This window comes from Bordetella tumbae, assembly GCF_054780995.1.
The window spans coordinates 58,972-78,923 of sequence record NZ_BAAGVG010000019.1 but is presented as its reverse complement, the minus strand read 5'-3'; the positions used below and the strand labels follow the sequence as shown (position 1 = coordinate 78,923).

The 19,952-nt window shown below is 59.0% G+C and carries 18 protein-coding genes; 6 read left to right on the top strand and 12 right to left on the bottom strand.

Features of this window, described 5'->3' with window-relative positions; all coding sequences use genetic code 11:
* Window positions 1–94 precede the first annotated feature (94 nt).
* Window positions 95–2,158 (top strand): TonB-dependent copper receptor, encoded by a 2,064-nt coding sequence (locus ACYVI2_RS20480; protein WP_415821859.1) that lies wholly within the window; start codon window positions 95–97, stop codon window positions 2,156–2,158.
* Window positions 2,159–2,225: 67 nt separating this feature from the next.
* On the opposite strand, the gene ACYVI2_RS20475 is transcribed toward ACYVI2_RS20480, so the two are convergent.
* The 8 genes from ACYVI2_RS20475 to ACYVI2_RS20440 are packed head-to-tail and all read right to left on the bottom strand — an operon-like array spanning window position 2,226 to window position 10,167.
* Entirely contained in the window at window positions 2,226–2,747 is a 522-nt protein-coding gene (locus ACYVI2_RS20475; protein ID WP_415821858.1) for a MarR family winged helix-turn-helix transcriptional regulator, read from the bottom strand.
* A gap of 55 nt (window positions 2,748–2,802) precedes the next feature.
* Window positions 2,803–3,777 carry a hydroxymethylglutaryl-CoA lyase gene (locus ACYVI2_RS20470; RefSeq protein ID WP_415821857.1) on the bottom strand — a complete coding sequence of 325 codons (975 nt, stop codon included), beginning with the start codon at window positions 3,775–3,777 and terminating at the stop codon, window positions 2,803–2,805.
* The gene (locus tag ACYVI2_RS20465) at window positions 3,774–5,435 is read right to left on the bottom strand and encodes an AMP-binding protein (RefSeq protein ID WP_415821856.1); all 1,662 of its coding nucleotides are present in this window, start codon (window positions 5,433–5,435) and stop codon (window positions 3,774–3,776) included. The genes ACYVI2_RS20470 and ACYVI2_RS20465 overlap by 4 nt, the downstream gene beginning before the upstream one ends.
* 5 nt (window positions 5,436–5,440) lie before the next feature.
* Window positions 5,441–6,202, bottom strand: coding sequence for an enoyl-CoA hydratase/isomerase family protein (locus ACYVI2_RS20460; protein WP_415821855.1), 762 nt, complete (start codon window positions 6,200–6,202; stop codon window positions 5,441–5,443).
* Window positions 6,203–6,222: 20 nt separating this feature from the next.
* Window positions 6,223–7,206 carry a Bug family tripartite tricarboxylate transporter substrate binding protein gene (locus tag ACYVI2_RS20455; protein WP_415821854.1) on the bottom strand — a complete coding sequence of 328 codons (984 nt, stop codon included), beginning with the start codon at window positions 7,204–7,206 and terminating at the stop codon, window positions 6,223–6,225.
* Window positions 7,207–7,230: 24 nt separating this feature from the next.
* Complete coding sequence (locus ACYVI2_RS20450) at window positions 7,231–8,427, bottom strand: CaiB/BaiF CoA transferase family protein (RefSeq protein WP_415821853.1); 1,197 nt, start codon at window positions 8,425–8,427, stop codon at window positions 7,231–7,233.
* A 1-nt stretch (window position 8,428) separates the two neighbouring features.
* A complete protein-coding gene (locus ACYVI2_RS20445) occupies window positions 8,429–9,166 on the bottom strand; it encodes an enoyl-CoA hydratase/isomerase family protein (RefSeq protein WP_415821852.1) in 738 nt (245 codons plus the stop codon).
* A 44-nt stretch (window positions 9,167–9,210) separates the two neighbouring features.
* Window positions 9,211–10,167 (bottom strand): NAD(P)H-dependent flavin oxidoreductase, encoded by a 957-nt coding sequence (locus ACYVI2_RS20440; protein ID WP_415821851.1) that lies wholly within the window; start codon window positions 10,165–10,167, stop codon window positions 9,211–9,213.
* Between the two features lie 219 nt (window positions 10,168–10,386).
* Here ACYVI2_RS20440 and ACYVI2_RS20435 point away from each other — a divergent pair, with 219 nt between their 5' ends.
* On the top strand, window positions 10,387–11,490 hold the full coding sequence (locus tag ACYVI2_RS20435; RefSeq protein ID WP_415821850.1) for a mandelate racemase/muconate lactonizing enzyme family protein: 1,104 nt from the start codon (window positions 10,387–10,389) through the stop codon (window positions 11,488–11,490).
* A gap of 188 nt (window positions 11,491–11,678) precedes the next feature.
* A complete protein-coding gene (locus ACYVI2_RS20430; protein ID WP_415821849.1) occupies window positions 11,679–12,518 on the top strand; it encodes a tripartite tricarboxylate transporter substrate binding protein in 840 nt (279 codons plus the stop codon).
* Between the two features lie 68 nt (window positions 12,519–12,586).
* Here ACYVI2_RS20430 and ACYVI2_RS20425 read toward each other — a convergent pair whose 3' ends face one another.
* The 4 genes from ACYVI2_RS20425 to ACYVI2_RS20410 form a co-directional block, all read right to left on the bottom strand.
* Window positions 12,587–13,327, bottom strand: coding sequence for an amino acid ABC transporter ATP-binding protein (locus ACYVI2_RS20425; RefSeq protein ID WP_415808803.1), 741 nt, complete (start codon window positions 13,325–13,327; stop codon window positions 12,587–12,589).
* A gap of 60 nt (window positions 13,328–13,387) precedes the next feature.
* A complete protein-coding gene (locus tag ACYVI2_RS20420) occupies window positions 13,388–14,488 on the bottom strand; it encodes an amino acid ABC transporter permease (RefSeq protein ID WP_415821848.1) in 1,101 nt (366 codons plus the stop codon).
* A 1-nt stretch (window position 14,489) separates the two neighbouring features.
* Window positions 14,490–15,680: an amino acid ABC transporter permease gene (locus ACYVI2_RS20415; RefSeq protein WP_415821847.1), complete on the bottom strand. Its 1,191-nt coding sequence runs from the start codon at window positions 15,678–15,680 to the stop codon at window positions 14,490–14,492.
* Between the two features lie 128 nt (window positions 15,681–15,808).
* Complete coding sequence (locus ACYVI2_RS20410) at window positions 15,809–16,825, bottom strand: amino acid ABC transporter substrate-binding protein (protein WP_415821846.1); 1,017 nt, start codon at window positions 16,823–16,825, stop codon at window positions 15,809–15,811.
* Window positions 16,826–17,039: 214 nt separating this feature from the next.
* Here ACYVI2_RS20410 and ACYVI2_RS20405 point away from each other — a divergent pair, with 214 nt between their 5' ends.
* From ACYVI2_RS20405 to mutY, 3 genes are all read left to right on the top strand, one after another.
* On the top strand, window positions 17,040–17,708 hold the full coding sequence (locus tag ACYVI2_RS20405) for a cell division ATP-binding protein FtsE (RefSeq protein WP_415821875.1): 669 nt from the start codon (window positions 17,040–17,042) through the stop codon (window positions 17,706–17,708).
* Window positions 17,705–18,613: a cell division protein FtsX gene (locus ACYVI2_RS20400; RefSeq protein WP_415821845.1), complete on the top strand. Its 909-nt coding sequence runs from the start codon at window positions 17,705–17,707 to the stop codon at window positions 18,611–18,613. The genes ACYVI2_RS20405 and ACYVI2_RS20400 overlap by 4 nt, the downstream gene beginning before the upstream one ends.
* 269 nt (window positions 18,614–18,882) lie before the next feature.
* Window positions 18,883–19,941 carry an A/G-specific adenine glycosylase gene (mutY, locus tag ACYVI2_RS20395; protein WP_460490344.1) on the top strand — a complete coding sequence of 353 codons (1,059 nt, stop codon included), beginning with the start codon at window positions 18,883–18,885 and terminating at the stop codon, window positions 19,939–19,941.
* Window positions 19,942–19,952 lie beyond the last annotated feature (11 nt).

Sequence of the window (19,952 nt, the reverse complement as noted above, 5' to 3'; positions counted from 1 at the left end):
CTATTTTGAACACAAAGATACTGCTCCTATACACGCCTGCCGCCGAATAGGGTACCTGTCACCACTGACCCTGTTCACACCACGCTGTGCCCTCATGCAAAATCCCCCCACTTGGCTCCATGTGAGCCGCCTTGCCGCCGCACTGATGTGCATCCATCCCGCCGTGACTCACGCTGATGACGCGCCCGGCGCTGTTTATCAGCCAAGCCCCATCGTCATCACCAGCGCATCACCGAGCGCGCCGCTGGTCTTTGTCACCGATCCCAAGCTGCCTCGCCAACCGCTACCCGCCAGCGATGGAACCGACTATTTGAAAACGATCCCCGGGTTTTCCGCGATAGGCAATGGCGGCACCAATAGCGACCCGGTATTACGCGGACTATTCGGCTCGCGCCTGAATATCCTGAGCAATGGCACCTCCATGCCAGGCGCGTGCGGAGGTCGGATGGATCCGCCCACCTCCTATATTTCCCCATCGAACTTTGATCAATTGACGGTGATCAAGGGCCCTCAGACCGTGCTGTGGGGCCCGGGCGCATCGGCTGGCACCGTCAAATTCGATCGAGACACACCGCGCTTTACCGAATCGGGCGTCCGCTTCGATGGCAGCCTGGTTGGCGGCTCCTTTGGCCGCAATGATCAAGCCGCGGATCTGACCATGGGCAATGACAAGACATACGCCCGCGTGACGGCCAACCACTCGCACTCTCAAGACTACAAGGACGGCGACGGCAACACCGTTCCGTCGCGCTGGGACAAATGGGGTGCCGAGCTGACGTTAGGCTTCACGCCCGATGCCGACACGCGCTACGAGTTGACGGCCGGCACCGGCGATGGCGAGGCACGTTATGCCAGCCGCGGCATGGACGGGACACAGTTCAAGCGAGAGAGCTTTGGTTTCCGTTTTGAAAAAGACCACCTGGGCCATACGTTGAGCACCATACAAACGCAGATGTATTACAACGATGCCAATCATGTCATGGACAACTTCACGCTACGCACGCCGGACCGCATGAGCCCCATGTCCATGGCTCATGCCTCGAACGTCAATCGCACGACTTGGGGCGGCCGGGTTGCTGGCACCTGGACAGTGTCGGATCACACCAGCCTCATCACAGGGCTCGATTTCCAACGCGGCCGGCATCGTGTGCGCCGCGGCACGGACACTGCGTCCTATCGCCGTGAATCGTGGACCACGAATGCGACCTTTGCCAACACGGGTCTGTTCGGCGAAATGACTTGGCATCTCGCAGAAGACGCACAGCGCGTCATTACCGGTGCACGCCTGGACTGGGCGCAGGCCACCGATTTGCGCGGCGCGAAACGTCCCGCCATGCGTGTGTCCAACGCCACGACGGGCGCGCGCCGCAGGGACACGCTGCCCAGCGGCTTTCTACGTTACGAACACGATATGGCGACAGCCCCTGCGACGTGGTACGTCGGGCTGGGGCATGTCGAACGTTTTCCCGATTACTGGGAACTGTTTCCTCCCAGCCGCGGCCCCCAAGGGTCGGTCAATGCGTTTCAGGGCGTCAAGCCCGAGAAAACCACGCAATTGGATATAGGCGCACAGTACCAGACCGACACGTTCGGCGCATGGTTCTCGGCCTATGCCGGCCACATCCACGACTTCATTCTCATGAAATACCTCGAGGCGGGCAAGATGGGCGGCACACAGGCCACCAACATCGACGCGCGCATTTTCGGTGGTGAATTCGGCACCCGCTATGCACTCACGCGCACCTGGACGACGACGGCCACGCTGGCTTATGCCTGGGCCAAGAACACCAGCGATGGCCGCCCCCTGCCGCAAATCCCGCCGCTGGATGCGCGCCTGATGGCCAGCTATGACGATGGCCTGTGGACAGCGGGCGTCTTGTGGCGCCTGGTCGCCCCGCAACACCGCTATGCGTTAAACACAGGCAACGCGGCCGGCAAAGACTTCAGCGCCAGCAGCGGATTTGGCGTGATTTCCCTCAACGGAGGCTACGCTGTGAACAAGCATGTTCAACTCACAGCCGGGATAGACAATCTATTGAACAAGACGTACAGCGAGCATCTGAATCGCGCGGGCAACGCGGCGTTCGGATATTCGGGGAATACTGCTTTTAACGAACCAGGACGTGCGGTGTGGGCGCGGGTGGGAGTGGCTTACTAGGCCTGCGCTGAATGACGGAAGGAACTGGCACCCGCCATCCTTCCCGCACACCCATCCCCCCGAAAAATCAAGTTTCCTTCTTACGCTTGGACGTCTTGACACGATCCAGCGCTAAAGTCTGCTGCGCATGCTCGGTGAGCCGAGTCAAGGCACGCTCGAAGATCTCTCGTTCTGCCGGACTCAAGACTGACAACAAAGCCTCATTGCGCTCCACCGCCTTGGGAAAGACCTTGCGATAGAGATTCTTGCCTTTAGTCGTCAGGCTCAGCTGTACACCGCGGCCGTCGTTCTCATCCGAACCACGCCGCAGCAAACCGCGCTCGATCATTAATGACACCGCCCGGCTCGCCAGGCTTTTGTCGATATTGACCTCTCTGGCCAGTCCCTGCAGCGACATCGGTGCGTAAGCTCCCAGCATGCCCAGAATCCGCCACTCTCGCGGATCCAGATCAAAATCACGCTGGTTCGATTCGGCTGCCAGGCGGCTCCAGTGGTTGGCCAGCATATTCAGGCGAAACGAGACCAGTTCCTTGAAGTGACTCGCGACAGTGGGCGCGGATTCAGGCGAGGGGGCGTCGGTATTAGGCATGGGCGCAAGTATAAAAAATCCCGGTCAACAGTGAAAGAAGCACCGACCGCCGCAATCAATCCCGGTGGTTCAACGCATTGCGCAGCGGATTGAGCCCACTGCGTGCCACACGCCCTTGCAGCTCTCGTCCCAGCGCGGCTTCGCAAGCCTCCACCGTCTCCAGCAAGGCATCGATGTTCACACCGGTTTTCACCCCCATGTTTTCGAATAGATCGATCAGGTCTTCGCTAACGACATTACCGGTGTGTCCGCCGCCATATTTCACCTTGACCGGATGGCCACCCACGCCGCCAATGGCGCAGTCGAAATGGCGCACATTCTGATCCAGCGCCGCCACATAATTGACCAGGCCGGTGCCGCGCGTATCGTGAAAATGCGCGATAGGATGCACATCCGGATAAGCATTGCGCATACGGCGAAACAGGTCTGCCGTCGTCCGCGGTGTGGCAGTGCCCGTGGTATCGCCCAGGGCGATATGGCGTACCCCCGCGTCTCGAAATCGCCCCACATCGGCCAGCACACTTTCTGGATCGACGCGCCCTTCGAATGGACAGCCAAAGGCCATGGAGATCGTGCCGATCAAACGGAAACGGTCTGCAGCAGCTGCCGCCATCTCGGCAACGTTACGCCATTGGTCGGCCCGGCTGCGTGCCAGGTTTTTCTGCGAATGCGTGTCGGTGGCAGATACCAGCAAGCTGATCTCGTTCGCACCAAAACCTGCCTCGGCATCGGCCAATGCACGCTCAACCGCGCGCATGTTGGCACACGTGGCTTTATAAAAGACCCCGGGTTTGCGCGGCAGCGCCTGCAGCATGGCCGACGCATCGGCAAACTGCGGAATCACCTTGGGGTTGGAATAGGACGTCGCCTCGACGCGGGCGAACCCCAGTTCAGCAAAGCGAGTGACCAAATCCACCTTGGCCGAGGTCGCCAAGTGATTTGGTTCATGCTGCAGCCCATCGCGGGCAAAGCATTCGCATAGCACGACATCGCGGCCGTCGTCTTCAAGCGTGAACGCATCGATTGTCATGAAGCCACCGTATCCGAACGAATATTCCACAGCTCGATGGCGTGCTCGCGCAGCTTGTTTTTCTGAACCTTGCTGCTGCCCGTCATGCCGATATGCTCAAACGTATCAACCTGAGCAATATATCTAGGCACCTTGAAATTGGCGCATCGTGCCTTGCACCATGCTACCAACTCATCGTTGGTCGCTTGCTGCCCCGGCTTGAGCAAAATGAATGCGCCAGTCACCTCACCCAACCGGGCATCGGGCACACCGATCACCTGCGCCTGCCGGACGGCAGGATGCGCATGCAGAACCTCCTCGACCTCTGCCGGCGCGACATTTTCCCCACCGACACGGTACATGTCCTTCAGACGACCCACCATGCGCATTCGACCATCGGCGCGCTGCTCTCCCAGGTCGCCTGTGCGCAACCACCCATCGGCAGTAAACGCCTTGGCAGTCGCCTCGGGCATGTTGTAGTAGCCACGCATCACGTTCCAGCCGCGAACCTGGATTTCTCCTTGGCTGGCGCCAGGCGCCAGCACAGCCCCCGTTTCTGCATCTGCAATGCGTACCGCAACACCCGGATGAGGCAACATGAAGCCATCGCGGCGCAATGCGAAATCGTCGGTTTTGTCGCTGACGAGCACGTTAGGCGAAGCCTCGGACTGACCATAGGCATTGCAGACATACGGCACGTTCATTACATCGCGGATTTTCTGCATGACTTCCGGCCCCGCGGCCGCCCACCCACCGGTCAAGTGCAATCGCGCCGGATCGAAATCTTCGTGGCCCATCAACATCAGGAAAATCGTGTCATTGCCAGAGGTCAACGTACAACGCTCTGTGTCCAGCACACGCAAAGCCTCAGCCACGTCGAACTTGGGCATGCTCAGCAGACAGCAACCCGACACCAGCGACACAAGCACCGACAAGGTACTGCCGGCCACATGGAAGAACGGACGAATGCTGAAATAGCGGTCCTCTTCACACACGCCCATGCGCCTGGCGACGCTCGCCGCATCACCGAGCATGTTCGCATGGCTCAACATCACCCCTTTGGGAAATGACGTCGTACCGGAGGTGTACTGAATCAGCAGCACATCGTCGGGCACAACGCGAGCCATCATCGGATCGATCTCTTCGTCGGAAATTTTCTCGGCCGCTGATAAGAATGCGTCGTAAGACACAGCGCCAGCAGGAACGCCCGCACCGCCTACGGTGACGACACGAGCCAGCGCAGGCAACACCGCACCCGGCAATTTCTCGTCGATCGCGGGCTCCACCTGGCGCAGCACCCCTGTGAAATCGATACCCAAGAAACTGTCTGCATAGATCAGCAGCTTGACGTTCGATTGCTGCAGGCAAAACAAGAGCTCTTCGGCCTTGAAGCGCGTATTGACGGGAACAGTCACGGCCCCGATGGAGGCGCAAGCAAAAAACGCCGCGATCCAGCCGCCGGAGTTGCCCAGCATCAGCCCGACATGATCGCCTTTTTTGATCCCGGCAGCGTACAGTGCCTTTGCGATACGGCGGCTATCGACCGCAAGGGCCGACCAGACATGACGCTCACCCGGCCCCACATAAGCCTCATGATCGCCCCGGCCGGCCACCGTCTCTCGCAGCACCTGCGACAGCGTTGTGGGCACCGGAATCCCTGCATCATCCAGCAATCGCATCGTCTTCAACCTTTCTTGCCAAAATTCTCGATGGCTTTTTTCCAATCGCTATGGCGCAGGTTTTCCTGAATCGCCAATAGCTCGATCGCCATCGCTCCCTCGCGCGTAGTCTCCAGACCGTTATCGATGCTGCGCTTGGTCAGTTTCACCGTCAACGGATTTGCGGCGGCAATTTGCGTGGCCATCTCCGTCACCCGCATATCAAATGTCTCTGCATCAAACACATGGTTGACCAGGCCCAATTGTGCGGCCTCGCTGGCGTCGACGAGCCGGCCAGTGAACAAGAGCTCCTTTGCCATGCGCCGCCCCACAATGCGCGGCAAACGCTGCGTCGCACCTACCGTTCCCCAGCCCACTTCGGGATACTTGAAAACGGCGGCAGGGCTGGCCAGCACAAAATCACACGCTGCCGCAATCTCGCAACCCGATCCGAACGCCGGGCCATGCACCGCCGCGATAACGGGTTTGGACACCGCCTCGATCGCAGCATAGGCGGTAAAGCCATTGACGCGCCGCGCCACCATCTCGGCAGGACTCATGCCCTGGCGTTCCTTGAGATCGGCTCCGGCGCAGAATGCGACGCCTTCGCCACGGATGACGACGACCCGTACCTCGCTGTCGTTTTCGAGCGCTTCGCACGCGGCCGTCAACTCCTGGCACATCGCGACGTTCAAAGCGTTGCGGCTATCTGGGCGCGCCAACCACAGCGTGGCTACGCCTTCGGTGATTGCCAAACGTAATGTGGTGAATTCCGGATAAGTCTGCATAGTCAAAGCTACCTTGGATCTCAGTTCTGCAATTTCATGCCAGTAACGCGCACGAGCTCGGCCAGCCGCTGCCCATCCGCGCGGATGTATTCGGTCGCCTGCGCCTTTAGCTGAGGCATGGTTTCGGCATTCTGGATGGCCAGCGTCTTTTGAAACTCGGGCTTGGCCTGTACCGTCTGCAAGGCTGTCGCGAGCTTGTCCACCACCGCAGCCGGCGTCTTGGCAGGTACTGCCAGCGAATACCAGCTGCCCATTTCCAGATCAGGCAGCCCCGCCTGCGCAAAAATCGGTACATCGGGCAAGTCCGCCAGGCGCTTGCTGCCACCATAAGCCAGCGCACGCAAACGGCCGGATTTGATCAATGGCAATACGGCAGAGACGTTCAAAAAACCGGCTTGCACGACGCCGGCCACCATATCATTGGCGGCTGGCGCAGCGCCCTTGTAGGGCACGTGCATCAGATCGACGCCAGCGGCCTTCTTGAACATCTCACCGCCGATATGCGGTGAACTGCCCATCCCTGCCGAACCATAACTGATCTTTCCTGGTTCGGCCTTGGCCAAGGCAATGAATTCCTGCACGGTTTTAGCAGGCACCGACGGATGCACCGTCAGCACATTCGGCACATTGGCCACCATGCCAATGAACTCGAAATCCGTAACGCCGTCATAAGGCACGTGAGTGGCCAGTGGCGTCACCGTGTGAGCGGCAGCCGTTCCCAACAGCAAGGTGTAGCCATCGGGTGCGGCTTTGGCGACATAGGCAGCGCCGATCGAGGCTCCACCGCCCGCCTTGTTTTCAACGATGATGGATTGGCCAAGGACATCACCCAGCTCTTTAGCCAACGCGCGGCCCAGCAAATCTGCCGGCCCTCCGACGGCATACGGATTGACCAGGGTAATAGGGCGGGATGGGTAGTTGTCTTGCGCCATGGCAGCCGGCGTCACTACACCCATGGAAAAAAGCAGTAATGCGTTTTTCAACAAGCGAATACTTTTTCTCATCATTGTCTCCTTGTCTGGAAAAGCTCAGATCGCACCCTCGGCGTGCAAGCGTTGAATCTCCGCATCGCTGAGCGACAGCTTTTCGTGCAGGATGTCGTGGGTGTGTTCACCCAGCATGGGCGGGCGCGTGACGCTGGGATCGTCGAACCCGTCAAAGCGAAACGGAATTTTCAGGCCATGAAAACGGCCGATTTGCGGATGCGGATACTCGACCACCATGCCCCGCGCAGCCACGTGCTCGTTGCCGAGCACTTCGTCGACCTGCAAAATAGGGCCAGCCGGCACGCCCACCGCGTCGCAACGGCGGCATAGCTCATCTCGATCCAGCCGGCTGATCGCTGCTTGCAAGCCTGCCATCACCTCCTCGCGGCGCGCCAGGCGGCCGGCATTTTTCGTGAGCCCGGCATCGCTGGCCCAGTCTTCCAGACCTAGCAAATTGCACAAGGGCACCCAATGTTGATCGCTGCCGGTAATCTGCACCCATTTGCCATCGCCGCAGACAAATGCCGCTGACGGGATGCGCCCAGGATGTTCCGTGCCGAGACGCTCGGGGACTTCTGCAAGGGCGAACCAGCGTGCGGCGGCAAGCGACAACAAGCCCACCTGGCCATCGAACATCGAAAAATCCACATGACTGCCTTTGCCCGTCTTGTCGCGTCCTGCCAGCGCGGTCAGCACAGCAATCGTCACCCAGAGTCCGGAACTCAAATCCGCCACAGGCAAGCCGGGTTTGACTGGACCGCCGCCGCGCTCGCCTGTCAGGCTCATGATGCCCGCCATTGCTTGAAATACGGTGTCGTAGCCTTTGCGATTGGCATAGGGCCCCGTCATGCCAAAGCCTGTGCAACTGACGTAGATCAATTGCTCGTTGACAGCACGCAGCGCCGCATAGTCCAGGCCATACTTGCTCAAGGTCCCGACGGGGAAGTTCTCTAGCACTACGTCCGCCTGCGTCGCTAACTGACGCACGATGTCCTGCCCCTGAGGAGATCGCAGGTTGACCGTGATAGAACGTTTGCTGCGATTGAAGGCGAGATAGTAGGCCGACACCGCTGCCGTGTCGCCCTGCACCATGGGTTCGAACGATCGAGTTTCATCGCCAGTCTTTGGCTGCTCGACCTTGATGACCTCCGCACCCAACTCCGCGAGTATCATCGACGCGAACGGGCATGCCAGTACGCGCGACAGATCCAGAATGGTGATTCCTTCGAGTGGCCTCATTTCACGCCCCCTTGGCCTTGCGAAAGCCTCGCATCATCACGTTGGCGTCGCGCCCGATCTCCAGTGCCGGCGCCAGCGCCAGATCGGCCACCCGGTGAAAGCTCCGTTTGGTCGTTGCCATGGCGATGGGGCTCCAGCCGGCGATCGTGCTGGCCAATGCCAAAGCCACATCGAGCACCTGTGCATCAGGAACCACGCGATTGCATAGCCCCATCGCTTTCGCAGCATGGCCATCCAGCGGCTCGGCTAAAGCCACCAATTCGAAAGCCTGTTTACGCCCGACCTGCCGGACCAGATTCGCCATCACCACGGCAGCCACAATGCCATGCTTCAGTTCCGGATAACCGAATCGCACAGTCTCGGACATCACTGAGAGATCGCAGGCGATGGCGAGGCCTGCGCCGCCACCCAATGCGTTGCCGCGCACAGCCGAAATGACGGGTTTGTTCATCTGCGAGAAAACGAGATGCAGTGCCGTAGTCAAATCCGCGCGCGCGGTCACGGCCTGAGGGTCCTCTGGTGTCAGTGCCGAAAACTCGGTCGTGTCCGCGCCGGCGCAGAACGATTTTCCGGCACCCGTCAGCACCACCGCATTGATGGCAGGGTCGCTATCTGCCGCGCGCAGGCTATCCAGCAATGCCTGCGTCAATGCCGTATTCAAGGCGTTATGTTTTTCCGGACGATTCATCGTCAAAATGCGAACTGCGCCGCGGTCTTCGATGAGCAGGTGTTCCATCATGGTTTGGTATCTCGTGTTATCAACAAGAAAGGCCTGACATGCCGTCAGCCCCTCAGATCCATCTCGTGCAGCCGGGCAGTGGCCTGCCTGAGCTCTTGAGCCAATTGCTCGACCACCTCGGCGGCCGGTCGAATACTGGAAATGAGGCCGGCCGACTGTCCGAGCTCGACCTTTCCCCATTCGATGTCGCCATCCAGGGCCGCCTGCTTGAGCGTGCTTTTCTTGAATAGCGCGTCGTAGTTTTCTTGAGGCATCTGTTCGCGTTCGGCGTCGAATACCGCTTGTGCAAAGGCGTTGCGTATTCCTCTGACGGGCAGGCCTCTGCGTCCGATCAGTGCGGTGTCATGCACGTCGGCTGCCAGTACGGCCGCTTTGTAGCGTTCGTGTACGCCGGCCTCCTGCGTGAGCAGAAACCTCGTCCCCAACTGCACGGCGTCGGCCCCTAACGCGAGCAACGCCGCAATGCCCCAGCCGTCGGCAACGCCTCCACCCGCGATAACGGGAACGGAGACCTCTTGCAGGACGCGGCGCACAGTGACGAGCGTACTGACCTCATTGGCCGGCGGATGTCCGCCCGCCTCGCCGCCTACAACCACCAAGGCATCGACGCCCGCATCGGCCGCCTTTTTGGCATGCTCGAGCGTCGACACCACTTGAATCCACACCGCACCGTATTCCCGGAATCGCGGCAAATGCGCTTTCGGGCCGCCCTGAGAAGCAATCACCACGGGCACACGGCGCGCAGCCATGGCATCCAGTAGCTCGGCAGCCTGAGGTCGATACAGCGGAATATTGACCGCATACGGCTTGTCAGTCGCCGCCGCCAGAGCGTCCAACGTACGGCTGAAATCGTCTACCCGCAGCGGCCCCGCAGCTAGCACTCCGAGCGCACCGGCATTGGACACGGCAGCGGGCAACGCAACATTTGACGACGCCCAGCTCATCCCTGCCTGCACGATGGGGTGCCTGATACCTAACAAATTCGTAATACGGGTAGCCATGAAAATTTCGCCAGACCAAAACTAGTTGATAATTTAAACTACTTTAAAAATCACAACAAGATCAAGCCTGAAAAATAATTTGAATTTTTCTATCCATACTTGCCAATGAAAAAACCATAATTGATTGACATGTGAAACTAATTAGTGGATAAAATCAACTTTATAGAGAAAACAAAAAACAAAGTTTTCCACACCCTCACAAGGCCCTGGAACCTCATCATGAATGCCCCTAGCCCCGCCCCTGGCGAATCGATGATCATTGAGTCGGCCACATACACTCCATGCTTGCAACGCCAGGAAGATCCCTCGTGGAGATTCTCCCGAGGAGGCATCCCGCAGATCCTAGGCTGGATCGTGACCCTCACATCGCGTTCAGGAGAACAAGGCTGGGGACATGTACTCACCACCCCGATAGCCAATCCGGATGCAGCCCGCACAGAAAGCGCGCTCAAAGCGGCATTACCGCTCGTCGTAGGGCATCGCCCGCTGGACCAACAACAGTTGCATGCAGTACTGGCAGAATCCTGCCGCGACCTGCCTTGCATTCAGTCAGGCATCACCTCCGCCGCATTGGAACTGGCCGCACGTTGTCTGAGGGTGCCCTTGCATGCGCTATTGGGAGGCACAGTCCGCCATCGCATCCCGGCCACCAGACTGATTCCGATCAAGTCACCAGAGCTCATGGCAACCGAAGCCCTGCAATTGCAAAGCCAGGGATATCTCGGCCTGAAACTCAAGCTCAATGGCGAAGCTGACACCGACATTGCTCGCGTACGCGCCGTTCGCGCAGCCGTAGGGGCCGACTTGTTGCTCACTGTTGATGCCAATCAGGCTTACGACGCCGACACCGCAATCGAGGTCTGCCGTGCCTTGTCCGAACAACAGGTCACGCTCATGGAACAGCCTGTGCCCGCCGCAGACCGCGATGGCCTGCGGCGTATTACACAAAGCGGCGTGATGCGTATCGAAGCCGATGAAGCCATCGGCTCGTTGCGTGGTTTGGTCGAACTCATCGCCATGGGGGCTGCGCACTCGTACAACTTGAAGGTGCCTTATATGGGCGGCCTGCGCAACACGCTGACTGCCGCACGGCTGTGCGAAGCGGCAGGTGTTCAGTGCCGGCTCGGCGCCATTTTCGGCCCTCGCCTGGCATCGGCTCAGGCGGCCCATCTGGCCGCTGGTCTGCAATCCATAGAAGGCGGAGCCGAGATTGCCGAATCCGAACATTTGCTGGACGACCCATTTGCCGGATTCGACGCTCAGGACGGTCACGTTCTGGTCTCGGACAGCCATGGCAGTGGCGTCAGCCTGCGTGCCCGATAGCAGCTAAATACACAGGAGATGGGAGATGATCACCAAAAAAATAGGCAGCAGAAAGCGACGCAGCCTGCTGCAAGGACTGGCCGCGCTGTCCATGGCGCCGGCCATCGCTGGCAAATCCAGTTGGGCAAGAGAGCCCTATCCCTCGCGTGCGCTGCGCATCGTTGTTCCTTATCCACCTGGCGCAATCAATGATGTGCTGGCGCGCCATTGGCGAACGTTTGACCGCATCGATGGGCAAGGCTGTCATCGTAGAGAACAAACCCGGCGGCAATACCCTGATCGGCACGCAATTTGTCGCCAAATCCGACCCGGATGGCTACACGCTGCTGCAAGTCCCCGCCGCGCATGCCATCAATGCGGCGCTACAACGCCGTTTGCCCTATGACCCAGTCAAGGATTTCAGCTTTATCACCCTGGCTGCCCGGGCGCCCTTTTTGCTGGTCGTCAGCAACGATTCACCGATCAATTCCGTACAAGATCTAGTAGCTGCCGCAAAGAAAGCCCCCGACGCCATCAGCTTTGCCTCATCCGGTACTGGTGGTAATGCGCACCTGATGGGAGAACTGCTCAATAACGTGGCGGACATCCAGATGCTGCACGTACCATACAAAGGCACGGCCGCTGCGATCAATGACATCATTGGCGGTCAAGTCCAATGCACATTCAGCACCTACTCGGGTGCAGCGGCGGCCATCCAGGCGGATCGATTAAAAGTATTGGCGGTGACCAGTGCAAAACGGGCGCCCGTCTTTCCCGATATCCCTACGATTGCCGAATCTGGGTACTCGAGTTACGACGTCGTGGGATGGTGGGGATTCGCAGTGGCGGCCGGAACGCCAACCGTCATCATCGACAGGCTGCACGACGAAATCATACAAGCCTGCAATACGCCGGCCTTGAAAGAAAGACTGGCTGCCGATGCCGTTGAACTCGTGGGCAGTACGCCCGAGGAATTCATAGCCTATCTGAACAAGGACATCGCATTATGGCGTGACCTGAGTCAGAAGGCGCGTATCACGTTGGAGTGAAGAAAGGCGCTGGGGGTGATTGAAGTGGTACGAAACCTACTAAAACCACCCGTGCCAGCGACGAGCAATTAATGCAGAATCTGACTCAAGAAATGCTGCGTACGCTCGTTCTGCGGATTATCAAAGAACTGATCCGGACTATTCTGCTCGATGATTTCACCACGGTCCATAAAGATGACCCGATCAGCGACCTTGCGCGCGAACGTCATTTCGTGCGTCACGCACAGCATGGTCATGCCGCTTTCCTGAGCCAGCGTCACCATCACATCCAGCACCTCTTTCACCATTTCCGGATCCAGCGCCGAAGTCGGCTCATCAAACAGCATGATCTTGGGGCTCATGCACAAGGAACGCGCAATCGCCACACGCTGTTGCTGGCCGCCTGAAAGCTGACCCGGATACTTATTGGCCTGCTCCGGAATACGAACACGCTCCAGATATTTCATGGCCGTAGCCTCAGCCTCGGCACGTGATTTCTTGAGCACCCAGGTCGGACCCAGCGTCAGGTTTTCCAGCACAGTCAAATGCGGAAACAGATTGAAGTGCTGAAACACCATGCCGACATCGCGGCGTATGGTTTCGATCTGCTTCAGGTCATTGGTCAACTCAGTGCCATCGACAATGATCTGACCTTGCTGGTGCTCTTCCAGACGATTGATGCAGCGAATCATCGTCGATTTACCCGAGCCCGACGGACCGCAGATCACAATACGTTCGCCTGGCGTCACATCCAGATTGATATTGCGCAGCACGTGGAACTGACCGTACCACTTGTTCACGTTCTGCAAGCGGATGATGGCATCACTCATGCCTGTACTCCCAAAAGGTGCGCCTGCCCGAGCCGCCGTGAGCGGTCTCGGGCCAGGCAGCTATCGTTTCTGTCCGGCCGCCAAACGCGTTTCCAGACGTTGACTGTATTTCGACATCGAAAAGCAGAACACGAAATAGATCAGTGATATGAATACGTAGGCCTCAATCCCGAAGCCGCGCCATGCCGCATCCGACAGCGCAGCCTTGGCAGCCAGCGTCAGATCGAAAATACCGATGATCACGACCAACGACGTGTCTTTGAACAACGCGATAAAGATGCTGACCAAAGGCGGAATCACAATACGCAACGCCTGCGGCAAGATGATCTTGCGCATTTGCTGCCAGTAGTTCAGCCCCAGCGAGTCGGCGCCCTCATATTGCCCCTTGGGAATGGCCTGCAAGCCGCCCCGCACGGTCTCGGCGATATAGGCTGCCGCGAACATGATGATGGCAATCTGCGCACGCAACAACTTGTCGATGGAAAAGCCCACCGGCAAGAACAGCGGCAACATGACCGAAGACATGAACAACAGGCTGATCAGCGGCACGCCGCGAATCAACTCGATGTACACGACGCACAGGGCCTTGATGGCCGGCATTTTCGATTTGCGGCCCAGGGCCAGCAACACGCCCAGCGGGAAAGCAAAAGCAATACCGAAAGTCGAAAGGATCAAGGTCAGCGGCAAGCCGCCCCACAACGAGTTCTCGACGTAGGTCAGCCCAAACACACCGCCCCACATCAGCAGCGCCACAGCCGTCAGGCCGACCACCCAGATCAGCGCCAGGCGTGCGTTCCAGAAACGGCGCAAGCCGCTGCACACGATGACAGCAATCAAGATGATGGTGGCGATCAGAGGCCGCCATTGTTCATCGTAGGGATAGGTGCCAAACAGGATCAGCCGATGCTTTTCGGCAATGAAGGCCCAGCATGCGCCCGCGGCCTTGCGGCATTCCTGCGCAGTCGACGAGGTGAAGTCCGCCTGCAAGAATGCCCAATCGACCAACGCTGGCACCGCCATGATCAGTATCCAAGCCGTCAACACGGTGGCCAGGATGCTCAAGGGCGACGAGAACAGGCGTTCTTTCCACGTAGGCCACAGGCCCACCTGGTTTTTGGGCGGAGGCAGACCTTCGCTGGGGATAGGCGTAGTCGTACTCATATCAACGCTCCACCAGCGCAATGCGCTTGTTGTACCAGTTCATGAAAATCGAGATCGACAGGCTGACCGTCAGATAGGCCGCCATGATGATCAAGATGCCCTCGATCGCCTGGCCCGTCTGATTCATCATAGTGTTGACCACCGACACGATATCCGGGTAACCGATTGCCACGGCCAGCGAGCTGTTCTTGGTCAAGTTCAGGTACTGGCTGGTCATCGGCGGGATGATCACGCGCAACGCCTGCGGCAATACCACCAGACGCAGCACTCGGGAACGGCGCAGGCCCAACGAGCCGGCAGCCTCCCACTGGCCATGGTTCACCGCCTGGATACCCGAGCGCACGACTTCTGCGATAAAGGCAGCGGTGTAGATCACCAGGCCCGCGAGCAAGGCGGCAAATTCAGGCGACAGCGTCAAGCCGCCGCTGAAGTTGAACCCCTTGAGCTCCGGCATATTCAATGACAGCGACGCGCCGCTGACAAGCCAGCCCAGTATCGGCAAGCCGATGAACAGTGCCAGTGCGGCACGTCCCAAGGGGAAAATCCGGCCGGTGGCCTCTTGGCGTTTCTTGCCCCAGTGCGCCACCAGAATCGTGCCGACAATCGCCAGTGCCAGACCGCCGAGTATCCAGTCCATGGAGCTGCCTTCCAGACCGGGCACCTTCAGGCCACGGTTGGAAATAAACACCCCAGGCAATGGGTTGTATGCCTGGCGCGGACCGGGCATGTTTTCGGTAATCAGCGCGTACCAGAAAAACAGCTGCAACAGCAGCGGTACGTTACGCATCACCTCGACATAGACCGAGCAGACTTTGGCGATCAACCAGTTTTTGGACAAGCGGCCCACGCCGATGAGCGTGCCCAGAATTGTCGCAAAGATAATGCCCAGCACCGCAGCGCGCAGGGTATTGAGCAGGCCTATCCAAATGGCGCGGCCATACGTGTCTGCAGGACTATAGGCGACCGGAGTCTCGCCGATCGCGAATCCAGCCTCTCGATCGAGAAAACCAAAACCAGTTGAAATATTGCGTACCTGCAGATTATGCAGAGTATTAGAGACCAGGAACCACACGGCCCAGGCAACGAGGGCCAGCGCGACAACCTGATAGACCACGGCGCGCACACCGGGATCGTTCCAGCTGAGGCGGCGCTTGGGCGCGGCCACTGGAGCTTTTGGGTTGTTTGTCGTCATGAAAAGCTTCTACAGAAGTCAAAACAGGAATGGCCTGGAACCCGCCGCAGGCCACCTCACTCCTGCCGTCCGCATCGTGCGGACATCAAGGCAAGACGGGATGATCCCGTCTTGCCCGGCAGCGATGCTTAGCGCACCGGCCAACCGTACATAATGCCGCCGTTCTTGTACGAAGCATTCAAGCCGCGTTCAAGTTTCATGGGGCTGTTCATCCCGAGCGTGCGCTCAAAGCTTTCGCCGTAGTTACCGACTTGCTTGATGATGTTGTAGGCCCACTTGTCGTCCACACCCAGGTTCTTGCCCATGCCCGGGGTCACACCCAGGATGCGTTGAATATTGGGGTTGGAATTCTTGGTCATTTCGTCGACGTTCTTGGACGTAATGCCATACTCTTCGGCTTCGATCATGGCGTTCAGCGTCCAACGAACGACGTTGAACCATTGCTCGTCGCCCTGGCGCACCATGGGACCAAGCGGCTCTTTCGAGAAGTCTTCCGGCAAGATGACGTAATTGTCGGGTTTTTCAAGCGTGGTGCGGCTCGATGCCAATTGCGACTTGTCGGTCGTGAAGGCGTCGCAGCGGCCAGCCGAGAAAGCGCGGATGATTTCGTCGTACTTGTCGATCACGACCGGTTTGAACTCGATCTTTTCGCCACGGAACCAGTCGGCCAGGTTGAGCTCGGTGGTGGTGCCAGGCTGAACGCAAACGGTGGCGCCGTTCAGTTCTTTCGCGCTCTTGACGCCCAGTTCTTTGGACACCATCACGCCTTGGCTGTCGTAGTAGTTCACGCCAGCGCCAATCAGGCCCAGGGTGGTATCACGCGTCAGCGTTTGCGTCGTATTACGAGTCAATACATCGACCTCGCCTGACTGCAGTGCAGTAAAACGCTGCTGCGTATTCAGCGGGGTGACTTTGAATTTGGTCGCGTCATTGAACATCGTGGCTGCGACGGCGCGGCACATATCGATGTCGATCCCTTGCCATTGCCCTTTGCTGTCGGCCATGGAGAAACCAGAAATCCCCGTGGACACGCCGCACTGGACGAAACCTTTCTTTTTGACGCTATCAAAAGTGGCCCCCGCATGCGCGGTCGCCGCAGTGGCTAATAATGCAGCAGCCACCGCGGCTAATTTTAGTGCTTTCATTTGGATCTCCTGTAAGAAACGCTTGCTTGCAACGTAATCCGGCAATTCAAGCATCGCCGGGGATGGTAGCGGCTGGAGATATTCGGGGACATGGGGGAAATCCCTCGACAAGTTGAGCAAAAAAAAGGGACGCAAGAAATATGCAACAAGCGTGACACGTCCCACTAACCGGAATACACACGGTACTATTGCTGCTTCATCCTTTCTTGCCGCCATGATCGAATTCCAGCACGTTTTCAAATCGTATGGGCGCGGCCGTAACATCCTGGCCGACATCAATTTCCGCGTAACCGCCGGCGAGTTCCTGTTTGTCTCAGGAGCGTCGGGCGCGGGCAAATCCACCTTGCTGAAACTGATCGGCGGGCTGGAGCCTGCCAGCCGGGGCTCGATCCAGGTCAACGGCCAGCGTCTGGACCAGCTCTCGGCACGCGCACGGCCCTATCTGCGACGTGCCGTGGGCGTGATCCTGCAAGACACTCACTTGCTGTTTGATCGCAGCGCTCTGCAAAACGTCATGCTTCCCCTGGCAGTCACCGGTCAGGCACACGGGCCTGCCAGTGCGCGCGCCCGCGCCGCCCTGGACAAGGTCGGCCTGGCAGGTAAAGAAGATATGAATCCGATCGAACTCTCTGGCGGCGAACAGCAACGCCTGGCGATCGCGCGCGCTATCGTGAACCGGCCTGCGATTCTGATTGCGGACGAACCGACGGCAAACCTGGACCAGGATACGGCGCGACGCATTCTGAATGTGTTTCGCGACTTCAATCGCGTCGGCGTCACGACGCTGATTGCTTCACACGATCAGGCCCTGATGGCGCAATACGCCACCCGCACCCTGCGGCTGGAACCCGGCAAATTTTTTGATTCGGGAGCCCGCGAATGAAATCCTGGTTGCGATTGCATCGCTATGCGCTGATAGTCACCTTGCGCCGATTGGCGGCGCAGCCTTTTTCCTCGTTGGCGAATCTGGTAGTCATGGCTCTGGCCTTGGCCTTGCCGCTATTGGGAGCGGCGATTCTGGTCTCTGCCCAGCCTGTCGCCCGCCAAGTGTCGGTGACGCCAGAGGTCACGTTGTTCCTGAAGACATCCGCCCCCGATGGCGCTGCCGCCGCGATTGCGCAACGCATCCGCGACGACAATGCCGATCAGGTGCAAGCAGTACGTGTCGTGCCGCGCGACGAAGCACTGGCCTCGTTGCGCAACGATCCCACTTGGGATCAAGCCCTGGCCGTGTTACCTGGCAATCCGCTGCCGGATGCCGTGGTCGCCACGCTGACCGAGGGCGAGCAACTCGCGGAGCGCGCCAACACGCTCGCCGATACGTGGCAAAAATGGGAACACGTCGATATGGTGCAGTTGGACAGCGCGTGGGTGCAGCGGCTGGAAGCCATTCTGCGTTTTGCGCGCGTGGGCCTGATATTCCTGGCGGCATGTGTCGCGGCAGTTGTGCTGGCAGCCGTCTTCAATACGGTACGCATGCAGGCCATGCTGCAACGAGAGGAGATCGCTGTGGCGCGTCTGGTGGGCGCTACGGAGTCCTTTGTCCGCCGGCCCTTCCTGTATCTGGGCGCCCTGTCTGGTGCGTTGGCGGCCTTGATCGCCATAGGCGCGGCAGCCGCCGCCCTGACTCCGCTGAATAACGCGCTGGTGGGGCTCGCCCGTAGTTATGGGGCAAACTTTGCCCTGCATTTGCCGGGTTTGCCGATACTGGCGATTGCGGTGGTGGGCACGGGTATCCTGGGCGCACTGGCGGCACGCTGGTCAGTGACCCGTAGCACTCGATTTTAATCGGGGACACATTAAAAGACGGCCGTGCCATGAGACCGATTTTTCGCGCTCATGGCAGGGAAATTCGGCACATATTTTTAATTTTCAGTTACATAGAGACAACAAAAGTTTCGCGCGATTCGTTGCGACGAATGTTCTATGACCATGGCTACATAACTCGTATATATAGTCAGGCCTTTTTTTAAATCATCCAATTATGTACCCATGCTTCGGCGCCTTTGTGGGCGAAGGCGCTGCTCGGCAGGCCCGGGGTGCGATAATCCCGCGCTATGGATTTCGCCCTTCGCATCGTCGCCTGGCAAGCTAGCCACGGCCGCCACGGACTCCCCTGGCAACATACGCAAGACCCGTATCGGATCTGGCTGTCAGAGATCATGCTGCAGCAAACGCAGGTCACGACGGTCATTCCGTACTATCAGCGTTTTCTGGAACGGTTCCCCGACATTGCAACGCTGGCGGCTGCCGACCAGGAAGCGGTCATGCCGTATTGGGCGGGCCTCGGATACTACGCACGCGCGCGCAACCTGCACCGTTGCGCGCAAACCATCATGAACGACTGGGGCGGACGCTTTCCGCCCACGGCCGAGCAGATCGCCACGCTGCCGGGCATAGGCCGATCCACGGCAGCCGCGATTGCAGCCTTTGCGTATGGAGAGCGGTCCCCCATCCTGGACGGTAACGTCAAGCGTGTATTCACGCGGCATTTCGGTGTCGAGGGAGAGCCCACACGGCGTGAAGTCGAACAGCGTTTGTGGGAACTGGCAGATGCGCAAGTCGCTGAGGCGCCCGGCCTGAACATGGCGACCTATACCCAAGGCTTGATGGACTTGGGCGCCACACTATGCACGCGCGGCAAGCCCGACTGTACACGCTGCCCTGTATCCGAGACCTGTATCGCGCGCCGTGATGGGCGCCAGAGCGAACTCCCCACCCCCAAGGCCCGCAAAGCCATCCCCGAACGCCAGACCGGCATGCTGGTACTGCAACGCGATGGTGCAATTTTGCTGGAACAACGGCCGTCGCCGGGTATCTGGGGTGGACTGTGGAGCTTGCCGGAATTCGACGTGGGCGCCGATCCGACCCAGGCCGCACGACAATTGGGTCTGGAGCCCACCCAACGATACGAACTGGCCGCGTTTGCGCATACGTTTACGCATTATCGATTGCATATCAAACCGTGGTATCTGCCCGTGAGCCAGGCTGCGAGCATAGCCGAGCCGACGATGCCGCAGCGCTGGGCGAGCCTGGCGGAGCTGCCATCGCTGGCGCTGCCGGCACCGATACGCAAGCTGTTGGAAGGGCTGCTGGAAGCAGGCTTGCCTGAGTAGGAATTCCAGAT